Source organism: Micromonospora sp. MGP-C2, from assembly GCF_057766525.1.
Genome location: NZ_JBYMEN010000002.1, coordinates 5,632,160 through 5,649,759 on the forward strand (window position 1 = coordinate 5,632,160; position 17,600 = coordinate 5,649,759).

A 17,600-nucleotide genomic window follows, 5' to 3' on the forward strand; every position below is an offset into this window, starting at 1 on the left:
TCTGCGGCCTGGCCCGCCGCGCGCCCTGATCGGCGGCGCGGCGGGCGGTCAGCAGGGGGCAGTGCCCGGTCCGGGCTGCGGTGGCCCCAGGTCGGGTCAGCGGTGCGACGGCCTGGTCAGCGGCGAGGTGGCGCCTGAGCGAAGGCGGCCCAGGCGCCCGTTGCGAACAGCAGAGCCGGGCCGGCCGGGTCCTTGGAATCGCGGACGGCCACCAGCCGTGGCAGCGCGGCAACCTCGACGCAGGCACCCTCGTCGCCGCTGCGGCTGCTCTTGCGCCACGCCGCCGCGGCCAAGGCCGCTGTGATTGTCGGTGTCATCGGTCCTACCGTCCCTTCAGGACTGACAGGAGCATCTCGCGGCTGTCCGCCGGGCTGAGCGCCACGCTTCGGAGATGCTCCATGATCTTGGTGCAGGTACGCGTCTCGCCGGCCCGGTCGAGGATCATCTGACCTGCCACGGTCTCCACCGAGGCGATGATCGGGTCCTCCGGGTCGGCGAACTCCAGGATGTGCAGCGAACCCCGCGTGCCCCGGTGGTAGCCGGCGGAGAGCGGGATCACCTGGACGCTGATGTTGGGCAGCTCGGCCATCTTGACCAGGTGACGCAGTTGCCCGTCCATCGCCGACTTGTCGCCGACGGGACGCAGCAGCGCGCCCTCGTCGATGATCGCGTCGAAGATGGGCGGGTTGTCGGCGGTGAGCCGTTGTTGACGGTCCAGCCGGATCTTGACCCGTTGCTCCACCAGGTCGTCGCCCAGGGTGTGCGGCCCGCCGCGCATCACGCCACGGACATAGTCCGCGGTCTGCAGCAGGCCGGGCACCACCGAGGGCTCGAAGTTGGCGATGGCCGTCGCCTCGGCCTCCAGCGCGATGAAGTCGATCGTGCGCGGATCCAGCAGGTACGAGTACGACACCCACCAGCCCGGCTTGCGGGCGTCCTTCGCGAGCTGCACCGCCGCAGCCACCTCCTCGGCACCCACCCCGTACGACGTGAGCAGGGCGCGCACGGTGGCCGGGCTGATCAGGGTCTGGGCGTTCTCGTACCGGGAGAGGGTGCTGCGGGTGCTGTTGATCTCATCCGCCGCGGTTTCCAGCGTCAGGCCGGCGGCTTCCCGGTGATGGCGCAGGGCGATGCCGAGCCGGCGGGCGCGGGCGGTCTTGGGGGCCATGCATCGATGGTCGCACACATTTGCGGGAACGTCTGCATGAGAAAACGTCGATGAGAGTTGCATTCACGGCTGTACACGTGTCAATCTGTTACCGCGTCCTCACCGCCGGTTGTCGTGGCGACGGTGGTGGTGAGCGACCGGAGGGGATGGGGCGCGCGGCGATCGGGTTTCTCCCCCGTGCCCGATCGTCGCGTGCCGCCCCGCCATCCCGTCCCGCCGGAAGGAGACGACGTGCGAACCTGTCCGGAGCCCTCCGCCGTGCACCCGGGCGGCTGTCGATGACCCGCTTCCTCGTGGTGCTCACCGACGTGCGCCCCGTCGAGGGCATCGACCGCAACGAGAGGGTCGCACCCGAGCGGCGCCGACAGGTGGTCGGTGCCAGCAGTCGGGAGGCCGCCGACCGGATCGCCGGAGCGTTCATGGCGCTGGGCATGGTGCGGGCCGGCCGGCAACGGGTCAAGGTGATCGCGGTCGGTCGCCGGCACTCCCGGGACTGAGCAGGCCCAGGTCACCGGCCTGCGACACCGCGACTGTCCCGTCACGCACCGTACATCCTCTGTTGACCGATTGCCGTGTCGTGCTGTGGCTCGCCGGGTATCGCCTCGCCCTACCGCCACGCACAGTAAGGTCAACCGGGTGAGCGCCACCGGCGAGCACGACCAGCCGCAGTCGCGTACGAAGAGGTGACCGGAGTGACCACCCCAGGCAAGACCCGCGTGGCGATCGTGTTCGGCGGCCGCAGCCCGGAGCACGGCATCTCCTGCGTCAGCGCCGGCAGCGTCTTCGGCGCGCTCGACCCCGACGAGTTCGAGGTGGTGCCCGTCGGCATCACCCGGGCCGGCCAGTGGGTCCTGACCAGCGGAGATCCCGCCCAGCTCGCGATCAACGCCCGTCAGCTGCCGGAGATCACCGCCGACTCCGGCGACGACATCGTGCTGCGCGCCGACCCCACCGGCAACGGGCTCATGGTGCTCGACCCGACCGAGGGCCCCCGGGTGCTCGCCGACGTCGACGTGGTCTTCCCGGTGCTGCACGGCACGTACGGCGAGGACGGCACCATCCAGGGCATGCTGGAGATGGCCGGCATCCCCTACGTCGGGGCGAACGTGTTCGCGTCCGCAGCGGCGATGGACAAGGAGTTCACCAAGAAGCTCTGCGCCGTCGAGGGCATCCCGGTCGGCTCGTACGCCGTGCTGCGCAACGGCATGACGCTCAGCGAGCAGGACAAGGAGCGGCTTGGTCTGCCGGTCTTCGTCAAGCCGTCCCGGGCCGGGTCGTCGTTCGGCATCACCCGGGTCACCGACTGGGCGCAGCTCGACGACGCGGTCGCCGCCGCCCGGCAGTTCGACCCGAAGGTCATCATCGAGGCCGCGATCATCGGCCGCGAGGTCGAGTGCGGTGTGCTGGAGGGCGAGGCCGGCGGTGCGCCCGAGGCGTCCGTGCTGGCCGAGGTGCGGGTCGTCGCCGACCACGACTTCTACGACTTCGAGGCGAAGTACCTCGACGACTCCTGCGAGTACGACATCCCGGCCGGCCTGCCGGACAAGGTGACCCGCCAGGTGCAGGAGTACGCCGTCCGCGCGTTCACGGCGCTGGACTGCGCGGGCCTGGCCCGGGCCGACTTCTTCGTCACCCCCGAGCTGGACGTCTACCTCAACGAGATCAACACGATGCCCGGGTTCACCCCGACGTCGATGTTTCCCCGGATGTGGGCGGCCTCCGGCCTGGAATATCCGAAGCTGGTCAACCGCCTGATCCGCACCGCCCAGCGGCGCGGCGTCGGCCTGCACTGAGCCACCCGGCCCAGGAGCGTCAGCCAGCTGAGCCGCCCGGCCCCGCCCGACGTGCGTCAGGCGGCGCGGGATCGGGTCAGCGCTGGCAGCCGGACGGGATGGCGCCGCCGGAGGGCACTGTCGCCACGATCGTGCTGGAGATGGTCGTCAGCCACTGCAACGGCTGCTCGTAGGAGCGCGGGACACGCACCGTGATCAGCGTCTCCCGGTCGACAGTGCTGAGCACCGCCGCGTCGGCCCGCTCGGCCAGGTGCCAGCAGACCCGGTTCACCGTCCAGACCTCGTCGGTGCTGGGGAACTCCGGCTCGGTGCCGCCGCAGGCCACGGTGAGAGCGGGGTCTCCGTACGCCGCGTTCTGCTCCGGGCCGGCGGTGACCGGCCGCTGGGTCAGGTCGCGGATGGTCGCCGGCAGTTGGGAGAGCAGGGCCCGGCAGACAGTGGCCGGGCGGGCGGCCAGCGCCGGGGCGGCCATCTCCACCGGGGCGGTGGACTGCACCCGGGGAGTCGTCGCGGACGGGGTCGGCGCGGCCGCGGGTGCGCCCGGGCTGAGCTTGTTGAAGGCCAGCACGGCCACCAGCAGCGTGATCGGCAGCGCGATCACCGTGGCCAGTAGCGCGGCGCCGCGAATGGTCCGGTCCCGGCCGGCCGGCGCGGCGGCGGCGGTGTCGGCCGGGTCGCGGTTACCGTCAGCCGGCTCACGCGTCCGGTCGTCGTCACGTGCAGAGGAGGCCGTCATCTCGTCCACTTACAGCCGCACCACCGAACACGTGAGGGTGCGGGTGATGCCAGGCACCATCTGCACCTTGCTGACGATGAGCTTGCCGAGCTCGTCGACGGTGTTCGCCTCGGTGAGGACGACCACGTCGTACGGCCCGGTGACGGCGTCGACGCGCACCACGCCGGCGATGTCCGCGATGAGACCCGCCACGTCACGTGCGCGGCCGACCTCGGTCTGGATGAGGATGTACGCCTGTACCACGACTCGACCTCCGTCCGTCGCCGCCCGGGAGCGGCCCGAAGGGTGAAACTACCTTACGGACCAGGTCTGATCCCTATCGGTCGTCAAGGAGCAGCGGTGAGCGAGCACGGCGGAGCCGGGCAGCACGGGCAGAACGCCGGCAGTGGTGCCAGTGTGTCCGGGATCGGGGAGTTCGGGTTGATCGGGAAGATAACTGCCCGACTCTCGTTCGGGCCCACGACCCTGCTCGGCCCCGGCGACGACGCAGCGGTGGTGGCCGCCCCGGACGGCCGGGTGGCGGCCTCCACCGACGTGCTCGTCGACGGTCGGCACTTCCGGCGGGACTGGTCCTCGGCGCGCGACGTCGGGCACCGGGCGGCGGCGGCCAACCTGGCCGACATCGCGGCGATGGGCGCCACGCCGACCGCCCTGCTGGTCGCGCTCTGCATGCCGGCTGACCTGGAGACCGGCTGGGCGGAGGAGCTGGCCGACGGGCTCGCCGCCGAGGCGGCGACGGTCGGCGCCAGCGTCGTCGGCGGGGACATGTCGGCGAGCCCCACCCTGACCGTGGCGGTCACCGCGCTGGGCGACCTGGAGGGCCGCCCACCCGTGCTGCGCTCCGGCGCCCGTCCCGGTGACGTGCTCGCCCTGGCCGGGCGCAGCGGGTACGCGGCTGCCGGGCTGACCGTGCTCACCCGCGGTTTCCGCACCCCCCGCCTGCTGGTCGAGGCGTACCGGCGGCCGCAGGTGCCCTACCAGGCCGGCCCGCAGGCCGCCCGGCTCGGCGCCACCTCGATGATCGACGTGTCGGACGGGCTGCTCGCCGACCTCGGCCACGTGTCGGCGGCCAGCGGGGTGGCCATCGACGTGCGGCGGGACGCGTTCGAGGTGCCCCGGCAGATGGCTGACGCGGCGCAGGCACTCGGCGTCGACCCGTACACCTGGATCCTGGCGGGTGGCGACGACCACGCGCTGGCCGCGACCTTTCCCCCGACGGTCGTACTGCCGCCGGACTGGCGGCCGGTGGGCCTGGTCACGGAGGGTGCCGGGGTGACGGTCGACGGCGCGCCCCACGACGGCCCGACCGGCTGGGACCATTTCCGGTGAGGCCTGGGGCCCGCCGTACCCTGGACACCGTGAGTGAGATCGAGATCCGGACGGTGCGGTTCGACGCACCGGTGGCACAGCAGTTGATCCAAGCCGCACTGGCCGACCTCGGCGCCCGCTACGGCGGCACCGGCGACGACACCCCGGTGGACGCGACCGAGTTCGAGCCGCCGGATGGCGCGTTCCTGGTCGCCTACGTGGCGGGCGAGCCGGTCGGGTGCGGTGGCTGGCGCAGCCACGGCGCGGACACCGCGGAGCTGAAGCGGATGTACACGGCCCCGGCTGCGCGTGGGCGGGGCGTGGCCCGCACGGTGTTGGCGGCCGTCGAGCGCTCGGCCCGGGAGCAGGGCCGCAAGCGGGTGGTCCTGGAGTGCGGGGACAAGCAGCCCGAGGCGATCGCGATGTACAGCTCCGCCGGTTACGAGCGGATTCCGAACTTCGGCTTCTACAAGGACGCGGAGGGCTGCGTCTCCTTCGGCCGCACCCTCTGACTCCGTTGCGGTGATCGACTCGGGTTTCTTGAAGTCGGGCTGTCCGCAGCGCCGGACACCCCGACTCCCGGAAAACCGAGTCGATCAAGGCGGCACGCCACAGCTCAAGTAGCACAGCTCAGGCGGCGACCGGACGCGACAGAGCCGGCGGACCTCAGGGTCCGCCGGCTCCGCCGTACGAGAAGGTGGGTGCTACCGCGTCAGGCGCGGGTGACCTTGCCGGCCTTGATGCACGAGGTGCAGACCTGCAACTTCTTGGTGTTGCCGCCACCGGCCGGGGTACGCACCGACTGGATGTTCGGGTTCCAGCGGCGGTTGGTCCGCCGGTGCGAGTGGGACACGTTGTGGCCGAAGCCCGGTCCCTTGCCACAGACGTCGCACACGCTAGCCACGGGATACTCCTGGGATTGATACGTTCATGGGGTCGCCGGCAGGTGCTGCCCGGGCAACCTGGTCAGGTTACCCGATGACTCGCCGACCCGGCCAACCGGCCCGGTCCGGCGCTCGCCCGTGCCCCGGCTTGTGCCTGGTCGTGGGCCCGCCCGCCCGTGGGTGGGACCGGCCCGGCGGCAAGGGTACCGGAGGAGTTCGCCCGTGTTACGGCCACCGCCGGAGCGGTGCGCGGGGGACACGCGGGACGAGTCCGACGCGTGTCGGTGCGCGCCAGTAGGCTTCTGGCCGTGCTGGACACCCTCGACGCCGCCGCGGTCCGCCGCTGGTGTGCGAGCGGGTTGGCCGCGCTCAAGCGTCACCAGGGCGAGATCGACCAGCTCAACGTCTACCCGGTGCCCGACGGCGACACCGGCACCAACCTGGTGCTCACCCTCACCTCGGCCCAACAGGCCCTCGCCATGAACCTGGACACCCTCCCCGACAGCGGGCCGACCGCGCACGGGCACGCGCTGCGGCTGATGGCGCAGGGCGCGCTGCTCGGCGCGCGGGGCAACTCCGGGGTGATCCTCTCGCAGATCCTGCGGGGGTTCGCCGACGAGGTCGCCGGGGTGCCGGCGGTGCGCGGTCGGGAGTTCGCCGCCGCGCTGCGATCCGGCGCCGCCGCGGCGTACACCGCGGTTGCCCGGCCGGTCGAGGGCACAGTGCTCACGGTGGTCGCGGCGGCGGCCACGGGCGCCGAACGGGCGGACAGCGACGACCTGCCGGCGGTGGTCCGCGCCGCGGCCCGGGCCGCCGCCGAGGCGCTCTCCCACACCCCGGAGCAACTGCCGGCGCTGGCCCGCGCGGGCGTGGTCGACGCGGGTGGCCGAGGGCTGTGCGTGCTGCTCGACGCCCTGGTCGCGGTGCTCACCGGGGAGAGCACCGCTCAGCCCGCGCCGACGCCGCGCTCCGCCCGACCGGCGGCCACCGTCGCCCGGGAGACCGGTTCCGACGAGTACGCGTACGAGGTGCAGTTCCTGCTCGACGCCGGGGCGGAGGCGGTCGACGGGTTGCGACGGGCGCTGGACGCGCTGGGGGATTCGCTGGTCATCGTCGGCGACGGGCGTGAGCCCGAGGGCACCTGGAACGTGCACGTGCACGTCAACGACGTGGGCGCCGCGGTCGAGGCGGGGGTCGCCGCCGGTCGCCCGTACCGGATCTCGGTGACCCGCTTCGCCGACCAGCCGGAGCCGCCCTCGGGCCCGGTGACGGCCGGGCGGGCCGCGGTGGTGGTCGCCACCGGCGGAGGCATCGCCGAGTTGTTCGCCGCCGAGGGCGCCACAGTGGTGCCGGGCAACCCGTCCACGGGTGAGCTGCTGGACGCCGTGCGCAGCACCGGCGCGGCCCGGGTGGTGGTGCTGCCCAACGACGCCAACACCGAGGCGGTGGCGAGCGCGGCGGCCCGCGAGGCCCATCGGCACGGCATCAAGGTCAGCGTGGTGCCGACCCGATCGCCCGTGCAGGCGCTGGCCGCCCTCGCGGTCCGCGACGGCGACCGCCGCTTCGAGGACGACGTGATCGCGATGGCCGAGGCGGCCGGCGCCTGCCGCTACGCCGAGGTCTGCCACGCCAGCCGGGAGGCGCTGACCGTCGCCGGCCCGTGCCGTCCCGGCGACGTGCTGGCACTGGTCGAGGGGGAGGTGCACCTCATCGGCACCGACCTCACCGACACCTGCGCCGCCGTGGTCGACCGGATGCTCGGCGGCGGTGGCGAGATGGTCACCCTGCTGGCCGGGGCGGACGCCCCGGCCGGGCTCACCGATGCCGTCCGCGCGCACGTCGCGAGACGCTGGCCGTTCGTCGAGGTGCACGCGTACCCGGGGGGCCAGCCGTTTTATCCGCTCCTGGTAGGGATCGAATGAGCGAACCAGCCACGGTGGACACTCCGCTGAAGAAGCTGGTCGGGGACAAGACGGCCAAGGCGCTGGCCACGCACCTCGACCTGCACACCGCGGGTGACCTGGTCTACCACTTCCCCCGTCGCTACGACGAGCGCGGCGAGCACACCGACATCCGCTCCCTGGACGTCGGCGAGCAGGTCACCGTGCTGGCCCAGGTGCAGCGCACCGCGGTGCGCCCGATGCGGCAGCGGCGGGGCAACCTGCTGGAGGTGACCGTCGGCGACGGCTCCGGCGGGGTGCTGACACTGACCTTCTTCGGCAACCAGGCATGGCGCGAACGGGAGCTGCGCCCCGGCCGGTGGGGGCTGTTCGCCGGCAAGGTCACCGAGTTCCGGGGCAAACGGCAGCTCAACGGCCCGGAGTACGTCCTGCTCGGCGAGGGTGGCGACGGCGAGGCGGCGGTCAGCGACGAAATCGAGGAGTTCGCTGGCGCGCTGATTCCGGTCTACCCGGCCGCCGCGGCCGTGCCGACCTGGGTGATCGCGCGCTGCGTGCGAGTCGTTCTGGACACGTTCACCCCTCCGGACGATCCACTGCCGGGCACCGTGCGCGCCAGCCGCAAGCTGGTCGGGTTGGGCACCGCGTTGACCGAGATCCACCGGCCGTCCAGCAAGGAGGAGCTGCACCGGGCGCGGCGGCGGCTCAAGTGGGACGAGGCGTTCGCCGTCCAGCTGACCCTTGTGCAGCGCAAACACCGGGCAGCCGACTGGCCGGCGCGGCCCCGCCCCGCACGGTCAGGTGGGCTGCTGGACGCCTTCGACGCCCGACTGCCGTACGAGCTGACCGCCGGTCAGCGCGACGTCGGCGTGGAGATCGCCGCCGATCTGGCCGCGCCGCACCCGATGCACCGGTTGTTGCAGGGCGAGGTCGGCTCGGGCAAGACCGTGGTGGCGCTGCGGGCGATGCTCCAGGTGGTCGACGCGGGCGGGCAGGCCGCGCTGCTGGCGCCCACCGAGGTGCTGGCCGCCCAGCACTACCGCGGCATGCTCGACCTGCTCGGGCCGCTCGGGCGGGCCGGCGAGCTGGGTTCCGCCGAGCACGCCACCCGGGTCGAGCTGGTCACCGGCTCGCTGGGCGCTGCCGCCCGACGGCGGGCCCTCGGTGAGGTCGCCAGCGGCGCCGCCGGCATCGTGCTCGGCACCCACGCCCTGCTCTACGAGGGGGTCGACTTCGCCGATCTCGGCCTGGTGGTCGTCGACGAGCAGCACCGTTTCGGTGTGGAGCAACGCGACGCTCTGCGCTCCAAGGCCGACCAGCCGCCGCACGTGCTGGTGATGACGGCCACCCCGATCCCACGAACGGTCGCGATGACCGTCTACGGCGACCTGGAGGTCTCCACCCTCTCCCAGCTGCCCCGGGGCCGGTCGCCGATCGCCTCGCACGTGGTTCCCGCCGCCGAGAAACCTGCCTACCTGGACCGGGCCTGGCGTCGACTGCGCGAGGAGGTCACGGCCGGCCACCAGGCGTACGTGGTGTGTCCTCGGATCGGTGAGGGGCCGGCCAGCGAGGAGGAGCCGCCACCGGTGGACGACAACGGCCGCCGGCCCCCGCTGGCGGTCACCGAGGTGGCCCCGCTGCTGGCCGAGGGGCCGTTGCACGGGCTGCGGATCGGGGTGCTGCACGGCCGCCTGCCGGCCGACGAGAAGGACGCGGTGATGCGCTCCTTCGCGGCCGGTGACCTGGACGTGCTGGTGGCGACCACCGTGATCGAGGTCGGCGTGGACGTGCCGAACGCGACCGTGATGATCGTGCTGGACGCCGACCGCTTCGGTGTCTCCCAGCTGCACCAGCTCCGTGGCCGGGTCGGCCGGGGCTCCGCCGCCGGGCTCTGCCTGCTGGTCAGCGAGGCGGCCGAGGGTTCGTCGGCGCGCGAGCGGCTGGATGCGGTGGCGTCCACGAGCGACGGCTTCAAGCTCGCCGAGCTGGATCTGGAGCAGCGCCGCGAGGGTGACGTGCTGGGTGCCACCCAGTCCGGGCACCGCTCACACCTGCGGTTGCTGTCTCTGAAACGCGACACGGAGCTGATCCGCGACGCCCGTGCCGAGGCGATCACCCTCGTCGAGGACGACCCGGAGCTGACCCGCAATCCCGCCCTGGCCGCCTCGGTGGCCGCGCTGGTGGACGAGGACCGCGCGGAATACCTGGAGAAGGGCTGACGGTCGCCCGGTCCGTGATCCCTCCGGTACAACCGATCTCGAATCGGCCTGACGCCTCAGTCAGCCGAAACGGACCGAGGGCGCGTCGACCGGATGGTCGACGCGCCCTCGGGTTCAGCGCAGGTCAGGTCAGGCGGTGAAGGTCACCCGACGCCGACGGGCGATGACGAAGAGCACCGCGCCCGCGATGAGCAGGGCGATCGCGCCAGCGGCGATGCCGCCTGCCGCCGCACCGGTGACCGGAAGGCCCGGCTCCTCGCCGCCGGCGCCACCGCCACCGCAGTTGCCCTCCGGCGTGTAGACGGCTTCCATCTCCAGGTCCAGCTCCGGCAGCGCGACGAGCGCCGTCTCGTCCTTACCGGCCTTGAAGGTCACCGTCTCCGACGCGCCGGCCGCGACCGTACGGGTCTCGGTCTTGCCGCCGTAGGTGAACGCCGCCTTGACCGGGAGCCCACCCTCGGGGTTGGTCACGGTGAGGGCGAAGTCCTTGCAGTCGGCCTTGGTGGTGACGGCCGGCAGCGGGCAGTCCTCGGGGCGCTGCCACGAGTAGGTGCCCTTCTCGATGACCTTGCCGTCGACCAGCACCTCGATCTTGCCGGCGTTGGCAGCCGGCACCACGATGCTGCTGTCAGCCTTGCCAGCCGCGACGGAGACCTTCTTGGAGAAGCCGTTCTCGCCCTTGACCTCGAACTCGACGGCGTACTTGCTGATCTTGCCGTCGTTGCTCAGCGAGACGGCGACCGAACCGTCGCAGTTGGACGCGAAGGTCGAGGCCGGGGTGACGCAGCTCTTGTCGCCGCCGTTGTACCAGCCCTGCGGGCCCTTGGACCGGTTACCCGGAGCGCCCGGCGAGCCCAGCTTCTTGTTGTCGTAGCGCTTGCCGCCGTCGACCAGCTCGCCGATGACCTCGTCCTTACCGCCCCAGATCAGGTCGACCTGGGTGTGGCAGTCCGGGATCTCGACGTTCAGCTTGATCTCGGTCTGGGTGCCACCGATCCAGTTGCTGTCCGGCGTGCCGTACACGTACTGCGGAGTGGCGAACTGCGGCCGGGGCGCGAAGTACGACACCAGCGTGAACCACTGCTTGCCCTCGCCGCAGAGCGGCAGGTCACCGTCGAGCTTTACGGTCGCGGTGCCCTTCGGGCCGTCGAAGGTGTGGCTGTACTTGGCCTTGTTGACGTCCACGCACTTCGGAGTCGGCGCGCAGGACCCGTCGGCGGCGAGATTGATGCTGCCGTCGTTGGTGGCTTCCTTGCCGTTCTTCTTCCACTTGCCGAACACCGTGAGCTTGGCGTTGGCGGTGTCGCCCGGCACCCGCTGGACGGCCGTGATGGTGCCGGCCTTGGGGATGACGGAGCCCTGCAGCGGGACCGCCTTGGCGCCTTCCACGGGCACTGTGACGTCGGTCGACGGCGTCGCGGTCACCTGCTTGAGGGTCACGGCCTTGTCGCGCTCGCTGTTCTCCACCTTCCACGTGATCACACGCTCGCCGGAGAGCCGGTCACACTCGGCGGTGGCGGTGATGGTGGTGTGGTGCGCGCTGGCTGGGGCGGCCACCGCGACTGCCCCGGTGAGGCCGATGAGGGCGGCTCCCAGGATGGCCAGCGGTCGCTGTAGCGACAGCTTGGGACGGATCACGGGTACTCCTGGAGTGCTGAAGCGTCAGGGGTGTGGCACGGGAGTGACAGTGGACGGTCACTGCACGTCCGATCGGAGAGGCGCCCTCCCGCACCGTGAGCCGGTGGTTTGCCGCCGGCACCCGGCAGACCCTAGCGAGATCGCCGGTCGTGATACAGCCCTCAGGATTTGCTAAGGCGAATGTTATGAATCCGAGATCATTGATATACGAGAAGTGATCATGTGGTCGCCGTACCGGTGCTGACGCTGTCGGCAGCCCGGTCCGACGGGTCGCGTAGCGTCGCGGGCATGAGCAGGAGGAGACCGTGACCCGGATCGTGGCCGGGACGCTTGGCGGCCGGCGGATCGCCGCGCCCCCCGGTGCCGGCACCCGACCCACCTCCGACCGGGTCCGGGAGGCGCTGTTCAGTGCCGTCGAGGCCGAGGTCGACCTCGACGGCGCCCGCTTCGCCGACCTGTACGCCGGCTCCGGAGCGGTCGGGTTGGAGGCGCTCTCCCGCGGGGCCGCGCACGTGCTGCTGGTCGAGTCGGACGCGCGGGCGGCCCGGGTGATCCGGGAGAACGTGGCGGCCCTGCGTGCCGGCCCCGCCGCCCGACTGGTCACCGGCAAGGTGGCGACGGTGCTGGCCGCCGGTCCGGACGGTGGGCCGTACGACGTGGTCTTCGCCGACCCGCCCTACGCCGTGCCGGACGCGGAGATCACCGCGCTGCTGACCACGCTGGTCGACGGCGACTGGCTGGCGCCGGACGCGCTGGTGGTGGTGGAGCGGTCCCGGCGGACCAGGGAGTTCGACTGGGTGGACGGGATCACCCCGGAGCGCAGTCGCCGTTACGGCGAGACCACCCTTTGGTACGGTCGCCGATCATGAGACGTGCGGTGTGCCCCGGTTCGTTCGACCCGGTCACCAACGGACACCTCGACATCATCGGGCGGGCCAGTCGGCTCTTCGACGAGGTGATCGTCGGTGTGCTGATAAATCAGTCGAAGAGTGGCCTGTTCACCGTCGAGGAGCGGATCGAGATGCTCCGCGAGGTGACCTCGTCGTACGGCAACGTGCGGGTCGAGTCGTTCCGAGGGCTGCTGGTTGACTTCTGTCGGGCCCAGCAGGCGAGTGTGCTGATCAAGGGTCTGCGGGCGGTCAGCGACTTCGACTACGAGTTGCAGATGGCCCAGATGAACATCGGGCTGGCCGGCGTCGAGACGCTCTTCATGCCGACCAACCCGCTCTACTCGTTCCTCTCCTCAAGCCTGGTCAAGGACGTGGCCAAGTGGGGTGGCGACATCTCCGCGCACGTCCCCGACCTGGTCCGTGAGGCCCTTCAGGCCCGGCTCGGCCCCCGTCCCTGACACCCCCCACCCGGCGGTCCTGCCGCTTCGGTCGCCGTGACGCCCCTTTTGCGGAAAATTGACGCAGGCGTGTGGGCAGGGTGGGCGCGGTGTGACGATGTCGCGACGCGCCGGTTTGGGGCGGATGGGCCCGGTGTGGGGCCGGCACGACATGATTGGTGGCGCGGGGAACGGCCGTAGCCCGCATCATGGAGGTCGGCCGAAGAACGACAGGAGTGAGGTACCGGTGGACCCGCTCGATCGCATCGACGAACTGATCGCCATGGTGGAGCAGGCCCGCTCCGTCCCGATGTCGCGTAACAACTGCATGGTCGACCGGGGTGAGATGATCGCGGCCCTCGACGAGATGCGCGCCGACCTCCCCGCCGACCTGCGTCGCGCCGCCGCTCTCCTGGAGGAGCGCGACAAGATCATGGAGGCCGGCAAGCGCGAGGCGGACCGGATCATCAGCGAGGGTGAGGCAGAACACGCCCGCCTGGTCTCGGTGAACGAGATCACCGTGTCGGCCGAGCACGAGGGTGCCCGGATCATCGCCGAGGCCCGGGCCGAGGCGCAGCGCCTGCGTGAGGAGGTCGACGACTACGTCGACACCGCGCTGGCCAACTTCGAGCAGTTCCTCACCCGGGCGCTGGCCTCGATAGAGCGCGGCCGGGACAAGATGCACGCACTGCGGGAGATCGGCACCTTCGCTGGGGATGAGGCGGAACGCCCGCTACCCTTCTGAGCGGCACCTCACCAGCCGACTTCTCAGGCGGGCGTCGCCCCCGGTTCGACGGTCCGGCGGTCGTCCAGGTAACCTTTTTTGTCGGCCTCTCACCGGCCGGAGTCTGACTATGCCCAAGCACTCGCCATCGACACTCAACCCCAGGTCGCCGTTGGTCCTCGACACGAGGGACCTCCCGCGCCGCCCTGGCGCGTTGCGTGAAGTCCGGCGGGTCGTGCCGGCACCGGCGGACCTCGGTGTGGAGTTGATCGGCGTGCCGGAGGGCGCGGACCTCGACCTCGATCTGAGGTTGCAGTCGGTGTCCGAGGGCGTGCTCGTCTCCGGGACCATCACCGGTCCCGTTCAGGGCGAGTGCGGCCGTTGCCTGCGCGAGATCAACGACTCGATGGGCGTGACGATCCAGGAGCTGTACGCGTACGAGGACAGCACCACGGACGCCACGACCGACGAGGACGAGGTGGGCCGGATGCAGGGCGATCTGATCGACCTGGAGCCGGCGCTGCGGGACGCGTTGGTGCTCACGCTGCCGACCAACCCGCTCTGCCGGGAGGACTGCCCAGGACTGTGCCCTGAATGTGGGGCGCACTGGGACGATCTGCCGGCCGACCACAGTCACCAGCAGATCGACCCGCGTTGGGCGGGCCTGTCGCAAATGACCGTTACAGAGGAGTAAGAACCGTGGCCGTCCCGAAGCGCAAGATGTCGCGCAGCAACACCCGGTCCCGCCGGGCGAACTGGAAGGCGACCGTGGTCGCGACCGTTGCGTGCCCGCAGTGCAAGTCCCCGAAGCTGCCGCACGCCGCCTGCTCCGTCTGCGGCACCTACAACGGCCGCCAGGTTCTCGAGGTCTGACCTGGACGCCGAGTGACGCCCCCGACCCCAGGTCGGGCGGCGCGCGCATCCTGGCATTCGCCCGGTGCCCCGGCTCCCTCCGACGCCCGGCCCACTCCGGCCGGCGTCCCGGTGGAGCCGGGCACCGCGCGGATCGCCGTTGACCTCCTCGGCGGGGACGACGCTCCCGCCGTCGTGGTTGACGGCGCTCTGCGGGCCATGCGCGCCGACCCTGACCTGCACCTGCTCCTCGTCGGCCCGACCGAGGTCGCCGACGGGATGATTGCTGCCCTCGATCCGGCGCAACGTGCCCGGATCACTGTGCGGCCCGTCCGCGATGTCGTCGGTATGGCCGACCACCCCAGTGCCGCCCGCGCGGAGAGCACCGTCCGGGCCGCGGTCACCGCCGTTCGCGACGGCACCGCCGACGCCCTGGTGTCCGCCGGTGCCACCGGTGCCACCGTCACCGCCGCCGTCCTCGGCCTCGGCCGTTGGCCGGAGATCCGCCAACCCGCCCTGGCCGCAACCCTGCCCGCCGTGGCCGGGCCTGTCGTCCTGCTCGACGTCGGCGGCTCCCTCGAACCCCGCCCGGCCACTCTCGCCCGCCACGCCGTGCTCGGCGCCGCGTACGCCGCGGTGGCGCACTCGATCGCCGCGCCGCGGGTCGGCCTGCTCTCGGTCGGCACCGAGGCCGGCAAGGGCGACCGGGTCCGCCGGGCCACCGACCCGTTGCTCGCCGTCGAGCCGCTCCCCGGCGGGGCGCGCTACGTCGGCCTGGTCGAGGGGTACGACGTGGCCCTCGGCGCGCGCGCCGATGTGGTCGTCACCGACGGCTTCACCGGTAACGTGCTGCTCAAGGCCATCGAGGGCGCGTACGCCATGGCTGGCGGCCCTCCCAGCGGGGGTGGCGCGCCCCGCGCGGCCGCCCTGTTGGGCGTTGCGGGGACTGTGGTCGTCTGCCACGGTTCCGCCCGCGCCGACGACGTCGCCTCCGGCATAGCTCTCGCCGCTCACCTGTGGCGGCGGCGCGCCACCGATCTGGTCTCCGCGTTGCTCGACGGCGACGCCGCGACGGACCGCACCGACCGTTCCACCGACACCGAGGTACGCACATCATGAGCAACGACAAGCGGCGGCGGGCATCCGTCGGTCACCTGGAAGCCGCCTTCGGCGTGAGCCTGGAACCCGAGCTGCTGCAGCGTGCGCTGACCCACCGCTCGTACGCGTACGAGAACGGCGGGTTGCCCACCAACGAGCGGCTGGAGTTCCTTGGCGACTCGGTGCTCGGCGTGGTGATCACCACAGCGCTCTTCCACAACCATCCGGACCTGCCCGAGGGGCAGCTGGCCAAGCTGCGCGCCAGCGTGGTCAACATGAGGGCCCTCGCCGACGTGGCCCGTGGTCTGGGCCCGGACGGCCTCGGCGCGTACCTGCTGCTCGGCAAGGGCGAGGAGACCACCGGCGGCCGGGACAAGGCGAGCATCCTCGCCGACACGCTGGAGGCGCTGCTCGGCGCGATCTACCTCCAGTACGGGTTGGACACGACGGGGATCGTCATCCACCGGCTCTTCGACCCGCTGATGGCGGAGTCGGCCGGCCGGGGCGCCGCCCTGGACTGGAAGACCAGCCTGCAGGAGTTGACGGCGGCGCTCGGGCTCGGCGTCCCGGAGTACCGGATCGAGGGCACCGGCCCGGACCACCTGAAGACGTTCACCGCCTGGGTGGTGGTGGCCGGCAACCGGTACGGCGGCGCCGAGGGGCGCAGCAAGAAGGAGGCCGAGCAGCGGGCCGCCGAGGCCGCCTGGCGGACGCTCGCCGAGCAGAACGGCCAGAACGACGACGGTCAGGACGGGCGGGCCGGCGACGGGCGCGAGGACCAGCCGGTCGACCGGGGCGGCTCGGCCGACTCCGACGAGCCGTTCGGGCCGTTGGAGCGCGCTGAGCGGGCGGCCCAGGCCGAGCAGGCCGACCATCTGGCGCAGGCACTGCCGGCCGGGGGTGCCGACGGCCACGAGACGGGGTCACGGGGTGCCTGAGCTGCCCGAGGTGGAGACCGTCCGGCAGGGGCTGGCCCAGTGGGTCGTCGGCCGCCGGATCACCTCGGTCGAGGTCCGTCACCCGCGTGCGGTCCGCCGGCACATCCCGGGTGACGTGCACTTCGCCGACGTGCTCGCCGGCCGGACGGTGCTCGACGCCCGCCGTCGCGGCAAGTACCTGTGGCTGCCACTGGACAGCGGCGACGCCATCATCGGGCACCTCGGGATGTCCGGCCAGATGCTGCTCCAGCCACCCGGCACCACCGACGAGACCCACCTGCGGGTCCGGTTCCGGTTCGCCGACGACGGGCCGGAGCTGCGCTTCGTCGACCAGCGCACGTTCGGCGGGCTCTCGGTGAGCGAGGGCGGCGCCGAGCTGCCCGACGAGATCGCGCACATCGCCCGCGACCCGATGGACCCGGAGTTCTCCGACGCGGAGTTCGTCGCCGCGCTGCGCCGCCGGCACACCGAGGTGAAGCGGGCCCTGCTCGACCAGACCCTGATCTCCGGGGTGGGCAACATCTACGCCGACGAGGCGCTCTGGCGCGCTGGGCTGCACGGCGCCCGACCCACCGACGCGCTGACCGGCCCTGCCGCGCAACGCCTGCTCGGCCACGTCCGCGACGTGCTCGGCGAGGCGATCAGACAGGGCGGCACCAGCTTCGACGCCCTCTACGTCAACGTCAACGGCGAGAGCGGCTACTTCGACCGGGCGCTGAACGCGTACGGCCGCGAGGGTGAGCCGTGCCGGCGGTGCGGCGCACCGATCCGACGCGAGGCTTTCATGAACCGGTCCTCGTACAGCTGCCCGCACTGCCAGCCACGGCCCAGGGGTTCCCTTCGGGGATGACCCGGAGCCGACTCCGGGGTGGTGCCGGCGGGTCGCGGCCGGCCGCTCCGGGCTGGACCCTGGCGTACGTCCCGATATCGGGCTGACGCCCGCCGAACCGACCCCCGCGCGCCCTGCGGTGATTCCGGGGTGCGCCGGGGCCGATCCCCGATGTGACCGCCTCGTCA

20 protein-coding genes are annotated in these 17,600 nt (G+C 72.0%); 14 read left to right on the top strand and 6 right to left on the bottom strand.

The genetic code is table 11. From position 1 onward, the window contains the following. Positions 1-116 precede the first annotated feature (116 nt). Both AC3CF1_RS25960 and AC3CF1_RS25965 read right to left on the bottom strand, forming a co-directional pair. Positions 117-317, bottom strand: coding sequence for a DUF397 domain-containing protein (locus tag AC3CF1_RS25960; RefSeq protein ID WP_088946584.1), 201 nt, complete (start codon positions 315-317; stop codon positions 117-119). A gap of 5 nt (positions 318-322) precedes the next feature. Beyond that, positions 323-1,168, bottom strand: a complete 846-nt coding sequence (locus AC3CF1_RS25965; RefSeq protein WP_141908195.1) for a helix-turn-helix domain-containing protein — start codon at positions 1,166-1,168, stop codon at positions 323-325. 278 nt (positions 1,169-1,446) lie between these two features. Here AC3CF1_RS25965 and AC3CF1_RS25970 point away from each other — a divergent pair, with 278 nt between their 5' ends. After that, positions 1,447-1,665 (top strand): hypothetical protein, encoded by a 219-nt coding sequence (locus AC3CF1_RS25970; protein WP_088946586.1) that lies wholly within the window; start codon positions 1,447-1,449, stop codon positions 1,663-1,665. A 195-nt stretch (positions 1,666-1,860) separates the two neighbouring features. Then, positions 1,861-2,961, top strand: a complete 1,101-nt coding sequence (locus AC3CF1_RS25975; protein ID WP_088946587.1) for a D-alanine--D-alanine ligase family protein — start codon at positions 1,861-1,863, stop codon at positions 2,959-2,961. Between the two features lie 76 nt (positions 2,962-3,037). Here the strand turns inward: AC3CF1_RS25975 and AC3CF1_RS25980 are convergent, their stop codons facing one another. Both AC3CF1_RS25980 and AC3CF1_RS25985 read right to left on the bottom strand, forming a co-directional pair. Beyond that, positions 3,038-3,697: a DUF3515 domain-containing protein gene (locus tag AC3CF1_RS25980; protein WP_435794515.1), complete on the bottom strand. Its 660-nt coding sequence runs from the start codon at positions 3,695-3,697 to the stop codon at positions 3,038-3,040. A 9-nt stretch (positions 3,698-3,706) separates the two neighbouring features. After that, on the bottom strand, positions 3,707-3,940 hold the full coding sequence (locus AC3CF1_RS25985) for an Lrp/AsnC ligand binding domain-containing protein (RefSeq protein WP_007456453.1): 234 nt from the start codon (positions 3,938-3,940) through the stop codon (positions 3,707-3,709). Between the two features lie 96 nt (positions 3,941-4,036). Between AC3CF1_RS25985 and AC3CF1_RS25990 the strand changes: the two genes are divergently transcribed. Further along, a complete protein-coding gene (locus AC3CF1_RS25990) occupies positions 4,037-5,026 on the top strand; it encodes a thiamine-phosphate kinase (protein WP_355160730.1) in 990 nt (329 codons plus the stop codon). Positions 5,027-5,055: 29 nt separating this feature from the next. Then, entirely contained in the window at positions 5,056-5,517 is a 462-nt protein-coding gene (locus AC3CF1_RS25995) for a GNAT family N-acetyltransferase (protein WP_355160731.1), read from the top strand. Between the two features lie 200 nt (positions 5,518-5,717). Here the strand turns inward: AC3CF1_RS25995 and rpmB are convergent, their stop codons facing one another. Next, positions 5,718-5,909, bottom strand: a complete 192-nt coding sequence (rpmB, locus tag AC3CF1_RS26000) for a 50S ribosomal protein L28 (protein ID WP_007456456.1) — start codon at positions 5,907-5,909, stop codon at positions 5,718-5,720. A 288-nt stretch (positions 5,910-6,197) separates the two neighbouring features. On the opposite strand from rpmB, the gene AC3CF1_RS26005 reads away from it, so the two are divergent. Together AC3CF1_RS26005 and recG are read left to right on the top strand one after the other, a co-directional pair. Next, complete coding sequence (locus AC3CF1_RS26005; protein ID WP_354981170.1) at positions 6,198-7,811, top strand: DAK2 domain-containing protein; 1,614 nt, start codon at positions 6,198-6,200, stop codon at positions 7,809-7,811. Next, positions 7,808-10,006: an ATP-dependent DNA helicase RecG gene (gene recG / locus AC3CF1_RS26010; protein WP_099851154.1), complete on the top strand. Its 2,199-nt coding sequence runs from the start codon at positions 7,808-7,810 to the stop codon at positions 10,004-10,006. The genes AC3CF1_RS26005 and recG overlap by 4 nt, the downstream gene beginning before the upstream one ends. A gap of 129 nt (positions 10,007-10,135) precedes the next feature. Here recG and AC3CF1_RS26015 read toward each other — a convergent pair whose 3' ends face one another. Continuing rightward, positions 10,136-11,644 (bottom strand): cell wall anchor protein, encoded by a 1,509-nt coding sequence (locus tag AC3CF1_RS26015; RefSeq protein ID WP_488451472.1) that lies wholly within the window; start codon positions 11,642-11,644, stop codon positions 10,136-10,138. 305 nt (positions 11,645-11,949) lie between these two features. On the opposite strand from AC3CF1_RS26015, the gene rsmD reads away from it, so the two are divergent. The 8 genes from rsmD to mutM all read left to right on the top strand — a co-directional run bounded on the left by rsmD (position 11,950) and on the right by mutM (position 17,433). Continuing rightward, positions 11,950-12,513 (top strand): 16S rRNA (guanine(966)-N(2))-methyltransferase RsmD, encoded by a 564-nt coding sequence (rsmD, locus tag AC3CF1_RS26020; protein WP_088946594.1) that lies wholly within the window; start codon positions 11,950-11,952, stop codon positions 12,511-12,513. Continuing rightward, positions 12,510-12,992, top strand: a complete 483-nt coding sequence (gene coaD / locus AC3CF1_RS26025) for a pantetheine-phosphate adenylyltransferase (RefSeq protein WP_088946595.1) — start codon at positions 12,510-12,512, stop codon at positions 12,990-12,992. The genes rsmD and coaD overlap by 4 nt, the downstream gene beginning before the upstream one ends. Positions 12,993-13,218: 226 nt before the next feature. After that, positions 13,219-13,716: an SPFH domain-containing protein gene (locus tag AC3CF1_RS26030; RefSeq protein WP_088946596.1), complete on the top strand. Its 498-nt coding sequence runs from the start codon at positions 13,219-13,221 to the stop codon at positions 13,714-13,716. A gap of 109 nt (positions 13,717-13,825) precedes the next feature. Then, positions 13,826-14,389 (top strand): YceD family protein, encoded by a 564-nt coding sequence (locus AC3CF1_RS26035; RefSeq protein WP_088946597.1) that lies wholly within the window; start codon positions 13,826-13,828, stop codon positions 14,387-14,389. 5 nt (positions 14,390-14,394) lie between these two features. After that, on the top strand, positions 14,395-14,568 hold the full coding sequence (rpmF, locus tag AC3CF1_RS26040) for a 50S ribosomal protein L32 (RefSeq protein ID WP_030335284.1): 174 nt from the start codon (positions 14,395-14,397) through the stop codon (positions 14,566-14,568). 111 nt (positions 14,569-14,679) lie between these two features. Further along, on the top strand, positions 14,680-15,666 hold the full coding sequence (locus AC3CF1_RS26045) for a hypothetical protein (RefSeq protein ID WP_088946598.1): 987 nt from the start codon (positions 14,680-14,682) through the stop codon (positions 15,664-15,666). After that, complete coding sequence (gene rnc / locus AC3CF1_RS26050) at positions 15,663-16,583, top strand: ribonuclease III (RefSeq protein ID WP_247671329.1); 921 nt, start codon at positions 15,663-15,665, stop codon at positions 16,581-16,583. Before AC3CF1_RS26045 ends, rnc begins: the two co-directional genes overlap by 4 nt. Further along, positions 16,576-17,433 (top strand): bifunctional DNA-formamidopyrimidine glycosylase/DNA-(apurinic or apyrimidinic site) lyase, encoded by an 858-nt coding sequence (gene mutM, locus AC3CF1_RS26055; protein WP_141908204.1) that lies wholly within the window; start codon positions 16,576-16,578, stop codon positions 17,431-17,433. The genes rnc and mutM overlap by 8 nt, the downstream gene beginning before the upstream one ends. Positions 17,434-17,600: the final 167 nt, after the last annotated feature.